A 17,871-nucleotide genomic window follows, 5' to 3' on the forward strand; every position below is an offset into this window, starting at 1 on the left:
TCCGGATCGGCAGCGCGATACAGTGTCAGAGTAAAGAATTCAACGTCATCCTTTGAGGAAACCATGAGTGCTATCGTAGACATCATCGGTCGAGAGATTCTCGATTCGCGAGGCAACCCCACCGTCGAATGCGACGTGCTGCTCGAGTCGGGCACGATGGGCCGCGCAGCCGTGCCGTCGGGCGCGTCGACCGGCTCGCGCGAAGCGATCGAACTGCGCGACGGCGAAGCCGGCCGCTACGGCGGCAAGGGCGTGCTGAAGGCCGTCGAGCACATCAACACTGAAATCTCCGAAGCGATCATGGGTCTCGACGCTTCCGAGCAGGCGTTCCTCGACAAGACTCTGCTCGAGCTCGACGGCACCGACAACAAGTCGCGCCTCGGCGCGAACGCGATGCTGGCCGTGTCGATGGCCGTCGCGAAAGCCGCCGCTGAAGAAGCCGGCCTGCCGCTGTATCGCTACTTCGGCGGTTCGGGCGCGATGCAACTGCCGGTGCCGATGATGAACATCGTCAACGGCGGCGCGCACGCGAACAACAGCCTGGACATCCAGGAATTCATGATCGTTCCGGTCAGCCAACCGAGCTTCCGCGAGGCGCTGCGCTGCGGCGCCGAAGTGTTCCACGCGCTGAAGAAGATCCTGTCGGATCGCGGCATGAGCACGGCAGTCGGCGACGAAGGCGGCTTCGCGCCGAACTTCGGCAGCAACGAGGAATGCCTGTCCACCATTTTGCAAGCCATCGAGAAAGCAGGCTATCGCGCCGGTGAAGACGTGCTGCTCGCACTCGACTGCGCGGCCAGCGAGTTCTACCATGACGGCAAGTACCAGCTCGCGGGCGAAGGCCTGCAGCTGTCGTCGACGGAATTCGCGGATTACCTCGCGAACCTCGCCGACAAGTTCCCGATCGTGTCGATCGAAGACGGCATGCACGAAGGCGACTGGGAAGGCTGGAAGATCCTGACCGACAAGCTCGGCGACAAGGTCCAGCTGGTCGGCGACGACCTGTTCGTCACGAACACGCGCATCCTGAAGGAAGGCATCGAGAAGGGCATCGCTAACTCGATCCTGATCAAGATCAACCAGATCGGCACGCTGACGGAAACCTTCGCAGCGATCGAAATGGCCAAGCGCGCCGGCTACACGGCCGTGATTTCGCACCGCTCGGGCGAAACCGAAGACTCGACGATCGCGGACATCGCCGTCGGTCTGAACGCCGGCCAGATCAAGACCGGCTCGCTGTCGCGTTCGGATCGCATCTCGAAGTACAACCAGCTGCTGCGTATCGAGGAAGATCTCGGCGATATCGCGAGCTACCCGGGCAAGTCGGCGTTCTACAATCTGCGCTAAGCGTTTTCGCCAGATTGTTCCCGCCGATCGATGAGCCGGTTATCCTTCGTTTCTGATTGACCTCGCCGCCCTGCGTATAGCGCAGGGCGGCGCGTATTTATTGTGCTTACTTCATGCGGCTTGTCACTGCTGTCCTGATCGTTCTGCTGGCGTTAATCCAGTACCCGCTCTGGTGGGGGCACGGCGGCTGGCTGCGCGTGCATGAGTTGCAGGGCCAACTCGCGCAGCAATTGCAGAAGAATGCCGACGCGAAGCTGCGCAACGAGCGCATCCAGGGCGAAGTGCAGGATCTGCAGAACGGCACCGCCGCGGTCGAAGAGCGCGCGCGCTACGAAATGGGCATGGTCAAGGATGGCGAAGTGTTCGTGCAGTTCGTGTCGCCGAACCAGCCGCTGCCGTTGGCGAACACGCCGTCGGTGGATACGTCGACCCGCGGCGAGGTGTCGGCCGCGCCGCTACACGTGGTGCCGAATCCGGAGTCGCGTGCGAAGCCGGATCGCAAGCATGGCGGGAAGGCGGCGGCTGCAAAGGAGAAGAAGCCGGCGCACTGAGGTTCGATATCTCGAATCCACCTTGCACGAAGGGCGCAAAAAAAGCGCGGTTCATCATGAACCGCGCTTTTTGTTTATTGGGCTGCAGGATTCGCTGCTACCAGCCCCAATACGGCCCGAACCCGACCCCGACCCCAGTCCCCCAGCCACGTCCCCAGCCGCCGCTCGAGAAGCCCAAGGAAAACCTTACGGGCGGCGAGCGCGAGTAATAGCGGGACCAAGCTTGCGCGGCGGCGTCCGTGGCGATCGCTTGATTCTGTTCGAACATGACCTGTTGCTCGATCGCGTCGTAGCGCGCGCGTTCCTCCGGTGTCAGCGTCTGTGTATGGCTGATGGCCTCCGCCTGGTCGGGCGGCAGTCGGCTCAGAATCGGCGCAGGGCCCGGCGGATCGATCGAGCAGGCGGTCAGCGCCGCGCAGCCCGTGAGGACGGCCAGGATCAACGAAAGCGTGTGCTTCATGGTCGAATCTCCATCGGTCCGAGGTCCGAGGCTCGAGCAGGCGTCTTCCAACACGCGGTGACGCATCCTTCCAATGCATCAACGCGGCGCTCAAATGCAACGCGCCGCCCGAGCCGTGACGAGGCATGGAGCGGCGCGGTCAGGACTTCCGTCGTAATGCGCGATCACTTCGTGGGCACGCACTCCGCTTCACCGAAAGCGCGGGTTTAGTGCCACTGCGCGGCCGCCGGCGTCACGCCTTGTGAGAGTCCGCCGGCGACGAAAAGTTGCGCGACGTCGACTGGGTCGAACTCGTAGCGCTGATTGCAAAACTCGCAGTGAATCTCGACGTGGCCGCGTTCTTCGATCACGCCGTCGACTTCATCGCGGCCGAGCATCTTCAGCATCGCGGCGACTTTTTCGCGCGAGCACGTGCATTCGAAGCGCGCGGTGACCGGCTCGAAATGCTGGACGTTTTCCTGCCAGAACAGGCGCCGGAACACCGTCTCCGGTTCTTCCTTCAGCAGTTCGTCCTGTGACAGTGTGCCGCCGAGCGTGCACACGCGCTCCCACGTATCCGCGTCGAGCTCGCCCGGATGCGGGACGATGCCGCCATCGCCCGGCAGCTTCTGAAGCAGCATGCCGACCGCGCGCTCGGTGTTTGCCGCGAGCCACATGCGCGTGTCGAGCTGTTCGGAGTGGTGCATGTAGTGCTCGAGCACTTCGGCGATCGACTTCAGCGGTCCATTCGCGCCCGAAAGCGGCACGATACTCTGGTACGGCTGCTGGCCGGGCTGCTTGTCGGTCGGGTCGAGCGTGATCACGCAGCGGCCGTGGCCGCTCGCGTTCACCAGGTCGATCAGCGAGGTCGAGTCGTCGATCGTATGGGCGGCTTCGCCGGACAGCTTCGCGGTGGCGCGCATCGTCAGGTTCGAGCTGCACTGCACGACCAGCATCTTGATCGGGCCGTCGCCGAAAATCTGCATGACGAGGGTGCCGTCGAACTTCAGGTTCGCCGACAGCAGCGCGCACGCGGCCATCATTTCGCCGAGAATCGTTCGCACGGGCGCCGGATAATCGCGGCGTGTCAGCACGTCCTGCCAGGTATTGCGCAGGGAAACGATCTCGCCGCGCACCGGCGCCGCGCTGAACATGAATTTTTGCAACTGGTCGCTCACAACTTTTCCTCGCTGGAATGACGCGGCGTGATGCCGCGCCTTTGCGCGCCGCGCGCCGGCCGTCTAGCAGATGCGTACGAGCTGCGCCTTGAAATACTCGCGCCGGCCGGCATAGCTTGCCGCGGCGCGCTGCAGGTTGGCGATATCCGCTTCCGTCAGTTCGCGCACCGCCTTCGCGGGCGCGCCGAGGATCAGCGTATTGTCGGGAAACACCTTGCCCTCGGTGACGATGGCACCCGCTCCGACCAGACAGTTGCGGCCGATCACCGCGCCATTCAAGACCACCGCCTGAATTCCGATCAACGCGCCTTCCTTGATCGTGCAGCCGTGCAGCATCGCCTGATGGCCGATCGTCACGTTCGACTCGACCGTCAGCGGATAGCCGGGGTCGGTGTGCAGCACCGCGTTTTCCTGCACGTTGCTGCCGGCGCCGATCGTGATCGGCTCGTTGTCGCCGCGCAGCGTCGCACCAAACCACACGCTCGCGTTCTCCTCGAGCGTCACGTTGCCGATGATGTTCGCCGAATCCGCGACGAACACGCTTTCATGAATGATCGGGGCGGCTTCGCCCAGCTTGTAAATCGTCACAATGTCTCCTTGTCGGTCGGAGCCGGGCCTTGGAGCGGCTCCGATCCCGTGCACGATGGGTGTCTGATCGATCGCCTCGCATGGGCGGGGCGGCGTGCGCCCGGCGCGGTGCGAGGAGTTTGGCGGTTCTGCGTCGCCAACTGACGGGCGTGCCCTAAAGCGCGCCGGGTGGTCGAATCGAGTATTGTAAACGGTTGTGTGCTTGAGCCGCTCGCGTGCGGGCCGGGCGCCGTCTCTCCGTGGGCTTCAACGCTTTCATCGCCTATCCATTTGTCATGACGTCCGTCCCTTCGCCCGTTTCCGTCGCTTCTCCCGCATCGATTTCTCACGACGAGCCGCTGTGCGCGCGCCGCGCCGCGCTCGCTGCGTTGTGCGAGCGGGAACCGGCCGCAAAGGCCGCGGCGGCCCGCGAACTGCACGCTGCGGTACTCGATGGCCGCGCGCTCTATGACGCCGGCCTCGATCTCGCCGAGCCCGCCGGCCTGCCGGGCCGCCCCGAACGGCCGGAACTGGTCGAGCCGCGCCAGCTCGGCCGACGCAGCATGCAGTCGCCGCAGGGGCGCGCGGTGCTGCTCCACGCGCTCGCGCACATCGAGTTCAACGCGATCAATCTCGCGCTCGACGCCGTCTGGCGCTTCTCCGGCATGCCCGGTGAGTTCTATATCGACTGGCTCAAGGTCGCCGCCGAAGAGGCATACCACTACTCGCTGCTCGCCGCGCGTCTCGCCGAATACGGCCACGCATACGGCGATTTCCCGGCGCACGCCGGCCTGTGGGACATGTGCGAGCGCACTCGGGGCGACGTGCTCGCGCGCATGGCGCTCGTGCCGCGGACGCTCGAAGCGCGTGGCCTCGACGCGTCGCCGCCGATCCGCGCGCGTCTGCAGCAGGCCGGCGATCACGCGTCGGCGGCGATTCTCGACGTGATCCTGCGCGATGAAATCGGCCACGTGCTGATCGGCAACCGCTGGTTCCGGCACCTGTGCTGCGCGGACGGCCTCGATCCGCACCAAACGTATCTGCGTCTGGCCGACCGGTATCACGCGCCGAAACTGCGTGGCCCGTTCAATTTCGAAGCACGCCGCGACGCTGGTTTCGACGACGCCGAGCTCGCCGCGCTCGCACGCCAGGATGCGCGGCAAGGCCCACAGGCTACGGACGACCGGGCGTCACCCTAATAATCCGTTACCACCTGTTGCGGCGCCCGCCCTATAATCGAACGACCATTCTTTTTTTCGAGTGCGCCGCCGATGAATACATCCCGCTCTGAGTTCGTTACCGCGCATGGCGTCCGGCTGCACGTGCGGCGCTGGGGCCGTCCCGACGCGCCGATACTGTTCATGCTGCACGGCTGGATGGACGTCGGCGCGTCGTTCCAGTTCGTCGTCGATGCGCTCGGCGGCGACTGGCAGGTGATCGCGTCGGACCAGCGCGGCTTCGGTCTGTCCGACTGGCCGGTGGCCGAGCGTGGCGGCGGCAGCTACTGGGTGCAGGACTATCTCGGCGATCTCGACGCGTTGATCGACCACTACGCGCCCGACGGCGAGGTGAACCTCGTCGGTCACAGTCTGGGTGCGAACGTCGTGTGCCTGTACGCGGGCGTGCGGCCGCAGCGGGTGCGGCGCGTGGTCGATCTGGAAGGCTTCGGGCTCGCGCATTCGCATCCGGCGCAGGCACCGAAGCGCCTGCTGAACTGGCTCGACGAATTGCGCGATCCACCGCAGCTGAAGCGCTACGCGTCGCTCGACGAGGTCGCCGCGCGTCTGATCAAAACCAATCCGCGCCTCGATCCGCGGCGCGCGCAGTTTCTCGCGCAACACTGGTCGAAGCCGGATGGCGAGGGGCGCTTCATGCTGCTCGCCGACCCGGCGCACAAGGTCCGCGGCCCGACCTTGTATCGTCTCGACGAGGTGATGGCGGTATGGCGCAAGGTCAGCGCGAAGGTGCTGCACGTCGAGGCCGCCGGCTCGCCGACGCTCGCGCGAATCGCCGGCGCCGTGCCGCTCGACGAATTCAAGGCGCGTTTCCACGCGTTTGCCGATTGGCGCGAGAAGATCATCGATGGTGCGGGGCACATGGTGCATCACGACCAGCCGGAGCAGGTCGCCGCGTTGATCGAGGGTTTCTGTGCCTGACGTCGTGCCTGAGGCTACGCTTGAAAGGGCGCTCGCGGGTCGCCCGGACGTTGGTCTCGGCACCGCCCGGTCCTGACCTTGCGGCACACGGACAAGCGCAGCCGGCGTCGCTAGATACCCCTGCGGACCCTTACTGCATTGCAGTAAAATGACCGCAGAACCCTTCCAGGACCACGATGAACGCCGATCTTCACTGCCATTCCACCGTTTCCGACGGCCAGTTCGCGCCGACCGACGTCGCGCGCCGCGCGCACGCGAACGGCGTGACGCTGTGGGCGCTCACCGATCACGACGAAGTGGGCGGCCAGCAAGAGGCGCGCACCGCGGCCGAGGCGCTCGGCATGAACTACCTGAGCGGCGTCGAGATTTCGGTTACGTGGGCGGGGCGCACCGTGCACATCGTCGGACTCGGCATCGATCCGACCAACCAGGTCCTGATCGACGGTCTGGCCCGCACCCGCGACGGCCGCGCCGCGCGCGCCGAGGCAATCGGCGAGCAACTGGCCACGCTCGGCATTCCAGACGCGTACGAAGGCGCGCTGCATTACGTGTCGAATCCCGACATGATGTCGCGCACGCATTTCGCGCGCTTCATGGTCGAGCACGGCCACTGCACAAACACCCAGGAAGTGTTCGACCGCTATCTCGGCGACGGCAAGCCGGGCTACGTTGCGCACCGCTGGGCCAAGCTCGCCGACGCGCTCAGCTGGATCGAGGCCGCCGGCGGCGTCGCGATCGTCGCGCATCCGGGTCGCTATGCCTATTCGCAACTCGAATTCGACGCATTCTTTGGTGAATTCATCGACCTCGGCGGCAACGCGATCGAGGTCGTGACCGGCAGCCACACGCCCGACCAATACCGCGAATATGCAGACGTCGCGCGTCGCTATGGTTTCGAGGCCTCGCGCGGTTCCGACTTCCATGCGCCAGGCGAAGGCCGCATCGAACTCGGCACACTGCCGCCGCTACCCGCCGATCTGAAGCCCGTCTGGGAACGCTGGCTGTGACCGCGCGCTGTGCCGGAACGGCACGTCTCGCGCGCGGGCCGGCTGGATGCGGCACGCGCTCTGCTCGCCGCAGCCCATCCGCCGCAGTTCGTCTGCCGCCATCGTGAGTCTCCATGTCGCAATACTTTCGGCTTCATCCCGACAATCCGCAGCCGCGCCTCGTCAAGCAGGCCGCGCAGATCATCAACGACGGCGGCCTGGTCGCCTTGCCGACCGATTCGACCTACGCGCTCGCCTGCCGTCTCGACGACAAGGATGCGGTCGAACGCCTGAGGCGTATTCGTGGACTGGACGAAAAGCAGCTGCTGTCGCTGCTCGTGCGCGATCTGTCGGAGCTCGCCAATTTTGCGATGGTGGACAACTGGCAGTATCGGCTGCTGAAATCGGTGACGCCGGGTCCGTACGTGTTCGTGCTGCAGGCCACCAAGGAAGTGCCGCGACGCGTGTCGCACCCGTCGCGCAAGACGATCGGTCTGCGCGTGCCGGATCACGCGATTACGCTCGCGATTCTCGAGGAGCTCGGCCAGCCACTGCTCGGCACGACGCTGATCATGCCCGGCGAAACGGAGCCGCTGAACGACCCCGAGGAAATTCGCGCGCGGCTCGAAAAGCAGCTCGATCTGGTGATCGACGGCGGCGCGTGCGTGTGCGAGCCGTCCACCGTGATCGATCTGACCGGCTCCGAGCCGGTCCTGGTGCGGGCAGGGCGCGGCCCGCTCGAGCCGTTCGGCCTCGAGGAAACGGCGTGAGCGGCCCGAGCGGCCCGAGTGAAAGCGGACAGACACGCGCGAGCGCATTGTTACAATAGCGAGTTATGGATTCTTCCCTGATACAGACAATTGCGGTGTACGCGCTGCCGGTGATCTTCGCGATCACGCTGCACGAGGCCGCGCACGGCTACGTCGCGCGCTGGCTCGGCGACAACACCGCGTACGTGCTCGGCCGCGTGTCGCTCAACCCGATGCGGCATATCGATCCGCTCGGCACGATCGCGATTCCGTTGCTGCTGTACTTCGCGACGAGCGGCGCGTTCATGTTCGGTTATGCGAAGCCGGTGCCGGTCGCGTTCGGCAATCTGCGCAATCCGCGCTGGGGCAGCCTGTGGGTGGCGGCGGCCGGGCCGGTATGCAACTTTGTCCAGGCTCTGCTCTGGGGCGTATTCGGCATCGTGCTGGCGGTGCTCAATGTCAACGAACCGTTTTTTACACGTATGGCGGGCGCGGGCGTCGGCGTCAATCTCGTGCTCGGCGTGCTGAACCTGTTTCCGCTGCCGCCGCTCGATGGCGGTCGTGTGGTGATGGCCCTGTTGCCGCCGAAGCAATCGATCGCGTTGTCGCGGCTCGAGCCGTACGGCTTTTTCATCGTGATGGCGCTCGTGATGACGGGCACGCTCACGCGTTTCTGGTTGAGGCCACTCGTTACGCTCGGCTATAGCGCGATCACCGCAATTCTGACTCCTCTTGTCTCGCTTTTCTAAATAACCATGTTCCCAGACCGTATCTTCTCCGGCATGCGGCCCACCGGGTCGCTGCACCTCGGCCACTATCACGGCGTGTTGAAAAACTGGGTACGGCTGCAGTCCGAGTACCCGTGCTTTTTCTGCGTGGTCGACTGGCACGCGCTGACGACGCACTACGAAACGCCCGAAGTGATCGAAAAGAACGTGTGGGACGTGCTGATCGACTGGCTCGCTTCCGGCATCGATCCGGCGCAGGCGACGCTGTTCATCCAGAGTCGGGTGCCCGAGCATGCCGAGCTCGCGCTGCTGCTCGGCATGAGCACGCCGCTCGGCTGGCTCGAGCGCGTGCCGACCTACAAGGAGCAGATGGAAAAGCTGAAGGACAAGGATTTGTCCACTTACGGCTTCCTCGGCTATCCGGTGCTGATGGCGGCGGACATTCTGCTGTATCGCGGCTCGCTCGTACCGGTCGGTGAAGACCAGGTGCCGCACGTCGAGATGACGCGCGAAATCGCTCGTCGTTTCAACTACCTGTACGGCCGCGAGCCGGGCTTCGAGGAAAAAGCGAACGAAGCCGCGAAGAAGCTCGGGGGCAAGCGCTCGAAGCTTTACCACGAGTTGCGCAACGCGTATCAGCAGGAAGGCGACGACGAAGCGCTCGAACGCGCGCGGGCGATGCTGCAGGAATCGCAAAGCCTGTCGATGAGCGATCGCGAGCGCCTGTTCGGCTATCTCGAAGGTTCGCGCAAAATCATCCTCGTCGAGCCGCAGGCGATGCTGACCGAGGCGTCGCGCATGCCGGGCCTCGACGGCCAGAAGATGTCGAAGTCGTACGGCAACACCATCGGTCTGCGCGAAGACGCGGAAACGATCACTAAGAAGGTTCGCACGATGCCGACCGACCCCGCGCGCGTGCGCCGCACCGATCCGGGCGATCCGGACAAGTGCCCGGTGTGGCAGCTGCATCAGGTCTATACCGACGAAGCGACCCACGAGTGGGTGCAGAAGGGCTGCCGCTCGGCGGGCATCGGTTGCCTCGATTGCAAGCAGCCGGTCGTCGAAGGGATTCTACGCGAGCAGCAGCCGATGCTCGAGCGCGCGCAGAAGTACATGGACGACCCGTCGCTGTTGCGCGCGATCGTCGCTGACGGCTGCGACAAGGCGCGCCGCTTCGCGACCGAAACGATGCGCGACGTTCGCGAGGCGATGGGGCTGTCGTACAACTGATGCGCACTCGAGGCGCCGCGCCGCAGCGATGAGCACGCCCGTTTCCGCTGGCTTGCATGGCCTCGGTGAACCGTCGCGCTGGGTGCGTCACTGGGCGCACCTGATCGCGGCGGGCGGGGCGGTGCTCGACGTGGCATCGGGGGCTGGGCGGCACGCGCGCTTTTTCGCGTCGCTCGGCCATCCGGTCACCGCAATCGATCGCGATGCCGTCGCCCTCGACCTGCTGCGTGACGCGCCGCTCGTCACGCCTGTCGTGGCCGATCTCGAAGGCGCGCCGTGGCCATTGCCGGGCGATGCGGCGTTCGCCGCCGTCGTGATCACCAATTACCTGCACCGGCCGCTTTTTCCGCAGTTGCTGCGCGCGATCTCGCCCGGCGGCGTACTGGTTTACGAGACCTTTGCGCAAGGAAACGAAAGCGTCGGCAAACCTTCCAATCCGGCGTTTTTACTCGCGCCCGGCGAGCTGCTCGAGATCGTGCGGGGCCAACTGCGGGTGATCGCGTTTCAGGACGGATTTCTCGCCGAGCCGCGTCCGGCCTACGTTCAGCGCATCTGCGCGGTTCGGGAAGCGGCACGTGCGAATGATCCCGCACGGGCAACAGTTCCACCTTGTTACGAGTTGGCTGGCTAATCCGCTACAATCGCGGTTTACCTGATCATATTCATGGCGTTTCATGACTAACGGCAACCACAGCGGTCACCAGGACGGCGTTCAGATCCGCGGCAGCATTCCTGCCATCATCACTCCGATGCTCGAAGACGGCAGCCTCGATCTGCCGGCGTTTCGCAAACTGATCGACTGGCACATCGAGGAAGGCACGAATGCGCTAGTCGTGGTCGGCACGAGCGGCGAGTCGGCCACGCTGTCGGTCGAAGAACACGTGCTGATGGTCAAGACCGCGGTCGACCACACCGCTGGACGCATTCCTGTCATCGCGGGCGCGGGCGCCAACTCCACCGCTGAGGCGATCGAACTCACGCAGCACGCGAAAGACGTCGGCGCGGATGCCACGCTGCAGGTCGTGCCGTACTACAACAAGCCGACCCAGGAAGGCATCTACCGCCATTTCGCGAAGATCGCCGAAAGCGTCGATCTGCCGGTGATCCTGTACAACGTGCCGGGCCGCACCGTCGCCGACATGAGCAACGAGACCATCCTGCGCTGCGCGCAGGTGCCGGGGATCATCGGCGTGAAGGAGGCCACGGGCAACATCGACCGCGCCGCGCATCTGATCAAGTCGGCGCCGGCAAACTTCAGCATCTATAGCGGCGACGATCCCACTGCGATCGCGCTGATGCTGCTCGGCGGTCACGGCAATATTTCGGTGACCGCGAACGTCGCGCCGCGCGCCATGAGCGAGCTGTGCAAGGCCGCGCTCGCCGCGGACGCGAAGACCGCGCGCGAGATTCATCTGAAACTCCTGTCGCTGCACAAGTACCTGTTTGCCGAAGCGAATCCGATTCCGGCGAAGTGGGCGCTGCAGCAACTGGGGCGTGTGCAGGGCGGCATCCGCCTGCCGCTCACGCCGCTCGACGCGCAATACCACGAAGTGGTGCGCGGCGCGCTGCGCGAAGCGGGCCTGCTCGGCTGAACGGCCCGCCCGTCCAGCCGCCCACGCCAGACCGCCACCGGCATTTCATTAACCGACGTCGCTTCAGCCCACGTTCCCGGCAGATCGAACGAGGCATCGCGTTCCAGCATCACGAAGGCCCTCATGAAACGTTCCGCACTTTCCCTCCACGCAACCCGCATGGCGGCGCTGGCGCTTGCCCTGTCGACGCTCGCCGGCTGTGACACGCTGAACGACTGGTTCGCTTCCGACCGCGTCAACTACAAGGCGACCTCGAGCGCGCCGCCGCTCGCCGTGCCGAGCGACCTGAGCACGTCGCCGAACGACCAGCGTTATGTGGCGCCGCCCGCGAATCTGGCGCTCGGTGGCTCGCCGACGCGCGCCGTCACGGCCGCTGGCAACGCGACCGAAGGTCAGCCGAACGCGCAGGATCCACTCGGCATGCATATCGAGCGCGACGGCGACCGTCGCTGGCTGGTGGTAGACGGCCGTTCACCGGAACAGCTGTGGCCGCAGCTGCAGGAGTTCTGGCAGGAGAACGGCTTCGTGCTGAAGACCGACGCGCCGGCCACCGGCATCATGACAACCGACTGGGCCGAAAATCGCGCGAACATTCCGGACGACTGGTTCCGCCGCACGATCGGCAAGGTGATCGACTTCGCCTATTCGTCGGGCACCCGCGACAGTTTCCGCACGCTGGTATCGCGCGGTTCGGACAGCGCGACGGATATCTCGATCACGCATAGCGCGATGGAAGAGGTGATGACCGGGCAGGACAAGACGTCTTCGCGCTGGGAAGAGCGTCCGCGTGACCCGGCGCTCGAGGCGCTGTTCCTCGCCAAGCTGATGCAGAAGTTCGGCCTGACCGAAGCGCAGTCGAAGCAGCTGCTGACCGACGCGCGCCCGGCCAGCGCGCCGACCACCATCGAGCAGAACGCAGGCGCGTCGACGCTCGATCTGCAGGAGTCGTTCGACCGCGCCTGGCTGCGTGTGGGCCTCGCGCTCGATCGCACCAACTTCACGGTCGACAACCGCGATCGCGAGAAGGGCATCTACTACGTCCGCTATGCGGATTCGATGCAGGAACTGAAGAAGGAAGGCCTGTTCGGCAAACTCTTCTACAGCGGCAATTCGACGCGCAAGCCGGGCCAGGAATTCCTCGTCAACGTGCGCGCGAAGGGCGACGCGGTGACGCAGGTTGCGGTCGTCGACGCGAACGGACAGATCGATACGTCGTCGGACGCGCAGCGCATCGTGTCGCTGCTGCACGCGCAACTGAACTAGGTGGGTTGTGCGCTTCGCAAGTCTCGGCAGCGGCAGTGAAGGCAACGCGCTGCTGGTGGAAGCGCACAGCGGCGCGAGCACGACGCGCGTGCTGCTCGACTGCGGGTTTTCCGCGCGCGAAGTCGAGCGGCGTCTCGCGCGGCTCGGCGCGAGCGCCGAGCATCTCGACGCGATTCTGATTACGCATGAACATAGCGATCACATCGGCAGCGCATTGACGCTGGCGCGCAAGTGGTCGATTCCGCTGTACATGAGCTGGGGCACCGCGCGCGCGGCGGGCGCCGACGAAGCCGATGTCGACCTGCAGGTGCTGTGGGGCGACGAGGCGGTGGCAATCGGCGACCTCAGCGTTCTCCCTTATACCGTTCCGCACGACGCCCGCGAACCGCTGCAATACGTGTTCTCGAACGGCGCAAGCCGGCTCGGCGTGCTCACCGACGTGGGCACGTCCACCCCGCATATCAGCGCGGTGCTGAGTGGTTGTGACGCACTCGTGCTCGAATGCAATCACGACGTGCAGATGCTCGCGGGCAGTCGTTATCCGCCGTCGCTTAAGGCGCGTATCGGCGGCAATCACGGGCATCTGAACAATGATGCGGCGGCTGAAATCCTCGCGTCGCTCGACCGCTCGCGATTGCGGCATCTGGTCGCCGCGCATCTGAGCCAACAGAACAATCTGCCGGAACTCGCGCAGGCGGCGCTCGCGGGTGTGCTTGGCGCGGCTCCCACCGAGGTGGTGGTTGCGTCGCAGAGTGAAGGTTTCGCGTGGTTGACTCTGTGACTGCGGTGCGGAGTTGGCTTCCGGTCGTGCCGCGCAGTATGCGTCACGTAGTCAGGTAATGAAAAAAGCCCATAACGAGCAATCGTTATGGGCTTTTGCCTTGAGCGTCGAGGCGGCGTAGGGCACGCCGCGCGACCGGCCAAGCTTAATTGCGGTTGCCGCCGAAAATGCCGAGCAGCGCAAGCAGGTTGACGAACACGTTATACAGATCCAGGTAGATCGCTAGCGTCGCGGTGATGTAGTTCGTCTCACCGCCGTTCACGACGCGCTGCACGTCGAACATGATGTAGGCGGAAAAGATCACGATTGCCATGACCGAGACCGTCAGCATCAGTGCCGGCAGTTGCAGGAACACGTTCGCGACCGAAGCCAGCAGGATCACGATCACGCCCATGAAGAGCCACTTGCCGAGGCCCGAGAAGTCGCGTTTGCTGACCGTGGCAATGGTCGCCATGGCCGCGAAGATCACACCAGTGCCACCAAACGCGAGCATGATCAGCGACGGGCCGTTCGAGAAGCCGAGCACGAAAGCGAGGATGCGCGACAGCATCAGCCCCATGAAGAACGTGAAGCCAAGCAGTACGAATACGCCGACGGCACTATCTTTGGTGCGCTGGATCGCGAACATGAAGCCGAACGCGATCGCGAAGAACGCCAGCATGCTCATGGCGGGGCTGGTGGCGGCGAACAGCGAGAATCCGGTGGCAAGGCCGACCCACGCGCCGAGTACGGTCGGAATCATGGACAGCGCGAGCAGCCAGTAGGTATTCCGTAGAACGCGGTTGCGTGTTTCGACCGTGCTGACCGCGCCGTTGCGGCCAAACATATACGGATGTTCGTTCATGGTCTCTCCTTACCTCGGAAGCGTGTTTCGTGATGGTGATACGGAATTTGCGAAGCGCCGGCGGGCGCAACGTTCATCCGTAAGATTAGCGCGGCGGCACGGAGTTTCAATACCCTCCAGTCGCCTCCATGGCCTACGCTACCAGTATTTTGCACCCCTTGCCTTAATCCTTTCAATGCTGTAAGGGTTCAATCGCAATGATACACGAGAACATGCTACAATAGCGGATTCATTTAAATCTGCAACCTCTTAATTTTTTGGAGTTTTTATGGCGATCGAGCGCACCCTGTCGATTATCAAGCCGGACGCAGTGGCCAAGAACGTGATCGGCCAGATCTACACCCGTTTCGAAAACGCTGGTCTGAAGATCGTGGCATCGCGCATGGTTCATCTGTCGCGTGCTGACGCCGAGAAGTTCTACGCTGTGCACGCAGCACGTCCGTTCTTCAAGGACCTCGTCGAATTCATGATCTCGGGTCCGGTGGTTGTGCAGGCGCTGGAAGGCGAAAACGCGATCTTGAAGCACCGTGACCTGATGGGTGCGACGGACCCGAAGAAGGCGGAAAAGGGCACGATCCGTGCTGACTTCGCCGACAGCATCGACGCCAACGCCGTGCACGGTTCGGACGGTCCGGAAACGGCTGCGGTTGAAATCGCATTCTTCTTCCCCCAAGTCAACGTCTACTCGCGTTGAGCGCCTCGCGCTGAGGTCGGGCAGTGACCTCAGCCGCGTATCGCGAGCCGTCTCTCGCGTGGCGCGTTTCGTGCGGTCGAATCGTTTTATCGCATGAATCGCGCGCGGTGCACGGCAAAAGTAGTAAGGTAAAAGCAGCAGGAATGGGCGCGAGCGGCATGGCGTTCATGCAGCTTGTTGCATGAACGTAGTCTCGCACTGAAATGGCAGGATTCGATATGACGAGCAGTCCCTCCGTCAACCTTCTCGACCTCGACGCCCAAGGGCTCGTCGCCTATTGCGATAGCCTGGGCGAGAAACCGTTTCGCGCCAAGCAATTGCAGCGCTGGATTCACCAATACAACGCTGCCGACTTCGACGGCATGACCGATCTCGCGAAGTCTTTGCGCGAAAAGCTCAAAGGGCGCGCCACGATCACAATGCCGGGCGTTGTCAGCGATCATATTTCGTCGGACGGCACGCGCAAGTGGCTGATCGACGTCGGTAATGGCAACGCCGTTGAAACCGTGTACATCCCTGAAGAAACGCGCGGCACGCTATGTGTGTCGTCGCAGGCGGGGTGCGCGGTCAACTGCCGATTCTGCTCGACCGGCAAGCAGGGGTTCTCCCGCAATCTCACCACCGGCGAAATCATCGGCCAGTTGCGCATGGCCGAGTTTGCGCTGCGCGCGTCGCGTGGCGATGCCGGCGGCCGCGCGATGGGCGGCGACGGCAAGGGCGAGCGCGTCGTTACGAACGTCGTGATGATGGGGATGGGCGAGCCGCTGCTCAATTACGACGCGGTCGTGCCGGCCATGCGTCTGATGCTCGACGACAATGCGTACGGTCTGTCGCGCCGGCGAGTCACGTTGTCCACTTCGGGCGTCGTGCCGATGATGGACCGGCTCGGCGCGGACTTGCCCGTGGCGCTCGCGGTGTCGCTGCATGCGTCGAACGACGCGCTGCGCGACGTGCTGGTGCCGCTCAACAAAAAGTATCCGCTGCGCGAGCTGATGGCGGCGTGCGAGCGCTACCTGAAAGTGGCGCCGCGCGATTTCATTACGTTCGAATATTGCATGCTCGATGGCGTGAACGACAGCGAGGCGCACGCACGCGAGCTGCTCGCCGTTACGCGCAACGTGCCGTGCAAGTTCAATCTGATTCCGTTCAATCCGTTCCCCGAATCGGGCCTCGTCCGCTCGAAGACGGAACAGATCAAGCGGTTTGCACAGGTGTTGATGGACGCTGGCGTCGTCACCACCGTGCGCAAAACCCGCGGCGACGATATCGATGCTGCCTGCGGTCAGCTGGCCGGCGCGGTGAAAGACCGCACGCGACTTGCTGAGCGCACCGGGAAGGCGGCGAAGGTGATCGAGGTTCGCGCCGTGTAATCGCCAGGTGCAGCAGGGCGTCGGCGTTCGGCGGAAAGCAGTGCGAGCGCAAAAATGCTCCGATACCACCTGGCGGTTGAAAAGAAAGTTTGCAGAATCGATCGGGAGCGGCACACAAAGCCGCGCATTTTGTTATAAACGGTCTGCGATTTGGACGTGAGGCTCGAGCCCGTCCGGTCGCACGATTAAAAGAATCGACGCGAAAGGATTTGGGATGAGTGAGCCGCAGCACCCGCAGCCGCACGAGACAGACACGAACGATGGCCATCCGGCACCCGTTGCAAGGGCGGTGGTACAGCCGGTCGTGCAGCCGGCCCTCGATTCGTTGGCAGCGGTTGGCGCGCGCTTGAGCCAGTTGCGCGAGTCGAAGGGCTGGGCGATCGAGGACGTGTCGGCGCGGCTGAAGGTATCGGTCGTCAAGCTGAGCGCGCTCGAGGCGGGCGACATCAGCCATCTGCCGGACACGACGTTCGCACTCGGCGTCGTGCGCAGCTACGCGAAAATGCTCGGCGCCGATCCGGCGCCTTTTACGGCGGCGCTGCGTCGCGAGAGAGGAGTGCCGGCGCCGAATCTGTCGATGCCCGCGTCATCCGGTAAGGACCTGCCGCGCGGCAAGGTTTCGCTGTCGCTCGGTGACAGCGGACACAAGAGTCGTTCGTGGCTATGGGGTATTGCGGCGATCGTCGTCGCGGTCATCGCGCTCGGCATGTGGCGCACCAACGGCGGCGATTCATCCGCGTGGCTCGCGCGCCTGAAGGCCAGCGCGAATAGTTCGACGAGCAGCGACACGGCGGCGTCGGGAGCGGTCGCGCAGGGTCCGGCGACGGCGGAGGGCGCATCGGCGCCGGATGCGGCGGTCACGGCGGACAACGCCGGGAGCGCGGATAATGCGGCGTCTGCGTCTGCGTCGGCAACGCCGATGCCCGCACCGCTTGCCACCGGCACCGCGCCGGGCTCGGCCCCGACCGCGAATACCGCGGCAACGGCGGCGAAAGCCGGCTCGCAGGCTCAGGCACAGGCCGCCATGGAGAGCGCAAGTGCACCGGTGGTCGTGGCGAACGCGTCGGCACCGGCGGTTACGCCAGCGCCCGGTAAGTCGGTCGTCGCGCTGCGCGTGACGCAGGACAGCTGGTTCAGCGTGCGTGACAAGAACGGCAAGGAACTGTTCTCCGGCCTCGTGCATGCTGGCGATCCGAAGGAAGTGACGGGCGCCGGTCCGTTCAAGGTGACGGTCGGCAACAAGGCGGGTCTCGAGTCGGTGACGCTCGACGGCCAGCCGGTCGATCCGTCGAAATATGCGGCAGCCAAGGGCAATGTGGCGCGCTTTGCGCTGCCTTGACAGATACGGTACGCGCCGCGGCCAACCGGCCCGCGGCGCTTTTTCAATTGAGGCGCT

19 protein-coding genes are annotated in these 17,871 nt (G+C 64.4%); 15 read left to right on the top strand and 4 right to left on the bottom strand.

The window, feature by feature from the left end; genetic code table 11:
- Positions 1 to 63: 63 nt before the first annotated feature.
- Both eno and ftsB read left to right on the top strand, forming a co-directional pair.
- Complete coding sequence (eno, locus tag ACLFKU_RS01005; protein WP_013089800.1) at positions 64 to 1,347, top strand: phosphopyruvate hydratase; 1,284 nt, start codon at positions 64 to 66, stop codon at positions 1,345 to 1,347.
- 113 nt (positions 1,348 to 1,460) lie between these two features.
- Positions 1,461 to 1,898, top strand: a complete 438-nt coding sequence (gene ftsB, locus ACLFKU_RS01010; protein WP_368586054.1) for a cell division protein FtsB — start codon at positions 1,461 to 1,463, stop codon at positions 1,896 to 1,898.
- 97 nt (positions 1,899 to 1,995) lie between these two features.
- Here the strand turns inward: ftsB and ACLFKU_RS01015 are convergent, their stop codons facing one another.
- The 3 genes from ACLFKU_RS01015 to ACLFKU_RS01025 all read right to left on the bottom strand — a co-directional run bounded on the left by ACLFKU_RS01015 (position 1,996) and on the right by ACLFKU_RS01025 (position 4,103).
- Positions 1,996 to 2,358, bottom strand: coding sequence for a hypothetical protein (locus ACLFKU_RS01015; protein WP_368586055.1), 363 nt, complete (start codon positions 2,356 to 2,358; stop codon positions 1,996 to 1,998).
- A gap of 206 nt (positions 2,359 to 2,564) precedes the next feature.
- On the bottom strand, positions 2,565 to 3,515 hold the full coding sequence (hslO, locus tag ACLFKU_RS01020) for an Hsp33 family molecular chaperone HslO (protein ID WP_410847897.1): 951 nt from the start codon (positions 3,513 to 3,515) through the stop codon (positions 2,565 to 2,567).
- 63 nt (positions 3,516 to 3,578) lie between these two features.
- Positions 3,579 to 4,103: a gamma carbonic anhydrase family protein gene (locus tag ACLFKU_RS01025; RefSeq protein WP_410847898.1), complete on the bottom strand. Its 525-nt coding sequence runs from the start codon at positions 4,101 to 4,103 to the stop codon at positions 3,579 to 3,581.
- Between the two features lie 275 nt (positions 4,104 to 4,378).
- Between ACLFKU_RS01025 and ACLFKU_RS01030 the strand changes: the two genes are divergently transcribed.
- From ACLFKU_RS01030 to ACLFKU_RS01075, 10 genes are all read left to right on the top strand, one after another.
- Complete coding sequence (locus tag ACLFKU_RS01030; protein ID WP_410847899.1) at positions 4,379 to 5,281, top strand: ferritin-like domain-containing protein; 903 nt, start codon at positions 4,379 to 4,381, stop codon at positions 5,279 to 5,281.
- A 72-nt stretch (positions 5,282 to 5,353) separates the two neighbouring features.
- Positions 5,354 to 6,238: an alpha/beta fold hydrolase gene (locus tag ACLFKU_RS01035; protein ID WP_410847900.1), complete on the top strand. Its 885-nt coding sequence runs from the start codon at positions 5,354 to 5,356 to the stop codon at positions 6,236 to 6,238.
- A gap of 176 nt (positions 6,239 to 6,414) precedes the next feature.
- The gene (locus ACLFKU_RS01040; RefSeq protein ID WP_410847901.1) at positions 6,415 to 7,245 is read left to right on the top strand and encodes a 3',5'-nucleoside bisphosphate phosphatase; all 831 of its coding nucleotides are present in this window, start codon (positions 6,415 to 6,417) and stop codon (positions 7,243 to 7,245) included.
- Positions 7,246 to 7,358: 113 nt separating this feature from the next.
- Positions 7,359 to 7,994, top strand: coding sequence for an L-threonylcarbamoyladenylate synthase (locus tag ACLFKU_RS01045; protein WP_368586061.1), 636 nt, complete (start codon positions 7,359 to 7,361; stop codon positions 7,992 to 7,994).
- Between the two features lie 65 nt (positions 7,995 to 8,059).
- Entirely contained in the window at positions 8,060 to 8,722 is a 663-nt protein-coding gene (locus ACLFKU_RS01050) for a site-2 protease family protein (RefSeq protein ID WP_410847902.1), read from the top strand.
- A 6-nt stretch (positions 8,723 to 8,728) separates the two neighbouring features.
- Positions 8,729 to 9,931 (top strand): tryptophan--tRNA ligase, encoded by a 1,203-nt coding sequence (locus tag ACLFKU_RS01055; protein ID WP_013089790.1) that lies wholly within the window; start codon positions 8,729 to 8,731, stop codon positions 9,929 to 9,931.
- A 28-nt stretch (positions 9,932 to 9,959) separates the two neighbouring features.
- Positions 9,960 to 10,562, top strand: a complete 603-nt coding sequence (locus ACLFKU_RS01060) for a class I SAM-dependent methyltransferase (RefSeq protein ID WP_410847903.1) — start codon at positions 9,960 to 9,962, stop codon at positions 10,560 to 10,562.
- Positions 10,563 to 10,605: 43 nt separating this feature from the next.
- Entirely contained in the window at positions 10,606 to 11,523 is a 918-nt protein-coding gene (dapA, locus tag ACLFKU_RS01065; RefSeq protein WP_368586065.1) for a 4-hydroxy-tetrahydrodipicolinate synthase, read from the top strand.
- Positions 11,524 to 11,646: 123 nt separating this feature from the next.
- Positions 11,647 to 12,786: an outer membrane protein assembly factor BamC gene (bamC, locus tag ACLFKU_RS01070; protein ID WP_368586066.1), complete on the top strand. Its 1,140-nt coding sequence runs from the start codon at positions 11,647 to 11,649 to the stop codon at positions 12,784 to 12,786.
- Positions 12,787 to 12,793: 7 nt separating this feature from the next.
- Entirely contained in the window at positions 12,794 to 13,567 is a 774-nt protein-coding gene (locus tag ACLFKU_RS01075) for an MBL fold metallo-hydrolase (protein ID WP_410847904.1), read from the top strand.
- Positions 13,568 to 13,712: 145 nt separating this feature from the next.
- On the opposite strand, the gene ACLFKU_RS01080 is transcribed toward ACLFKU_RS01075, so the two are convergent.
- Positions 13,713 to 14,411, bottom strand: a complete 699-nt coding sequence (locus tag ACLFKU_RS01080) for a Bax inhibitor-1/YccA family protein (RefSeq protein ID WP_018417558.1) — start codon at positions 14,409 to 14,411, stop codon at positions 13,713 to 13,715.
- 268 nt (positions 14,412 to 14,679) lie between these two features.
- Between ACLFKU_RS01080 and ndk the strand changes: the two genes are divergently transcribed.
- The 3 genes from ndk (at position 14,680) to ACLFKU_RS01095 (ending at position 17,814) form a co-directional block, all read left to right on the top strand.
- A complete protein-coding gene (gene ndk, locus ACLFKU_RS01085) occupies positions 14,680 to 15,105 on the top strand; it encodes a nucleoside-diphosphate kinase (protein ID WP_008923116.1) in 426 nt (141 codons plus the stop codon).
- A 218-nt stretch (positions 15,106 to 15,323) separates the two neighbouring features.
- On the top strand, positions 15,324 to 16,475 hold the full coding sequence (gene rlmN, locus ACLFKU_RS01090) for a 23S rRNA (adenine(2503)-C(2))-methyltransferase RlmN (RefSeq protein WP_368586068.1): 1,152 nt from the start codon (positions 15,324 to 15,326) through the stop codon (positions 16,473 to 16,475).
- Positions 16,476 to 16,689: 214 nt separating this feature from the next.
- Positions 16,690 to 17,814, top strand: a complete 1,125-nt coding sequence (locus ACLFKU_RS01095) for a helix-turn-helix domain-containing protein (protein WP_410847905.1) — start codon at positions 16,690 to 16,692, stop codon at positions 17,812 to 17,814.
- Positions 17,815 to 17,871 lie beyond the last annotated feature (57 nt).

It is taken from the genome of Paraburkholderia sp. EG304, from assembly GCF_046543485.1.
GTDB classification, from domain to species: Bacteria; Pseudomonadota; Gammaproteobacteria; order Burkholderiales; family Burkholderiaceae; genus Paraburkholderia; species Paraburkholderia youngii.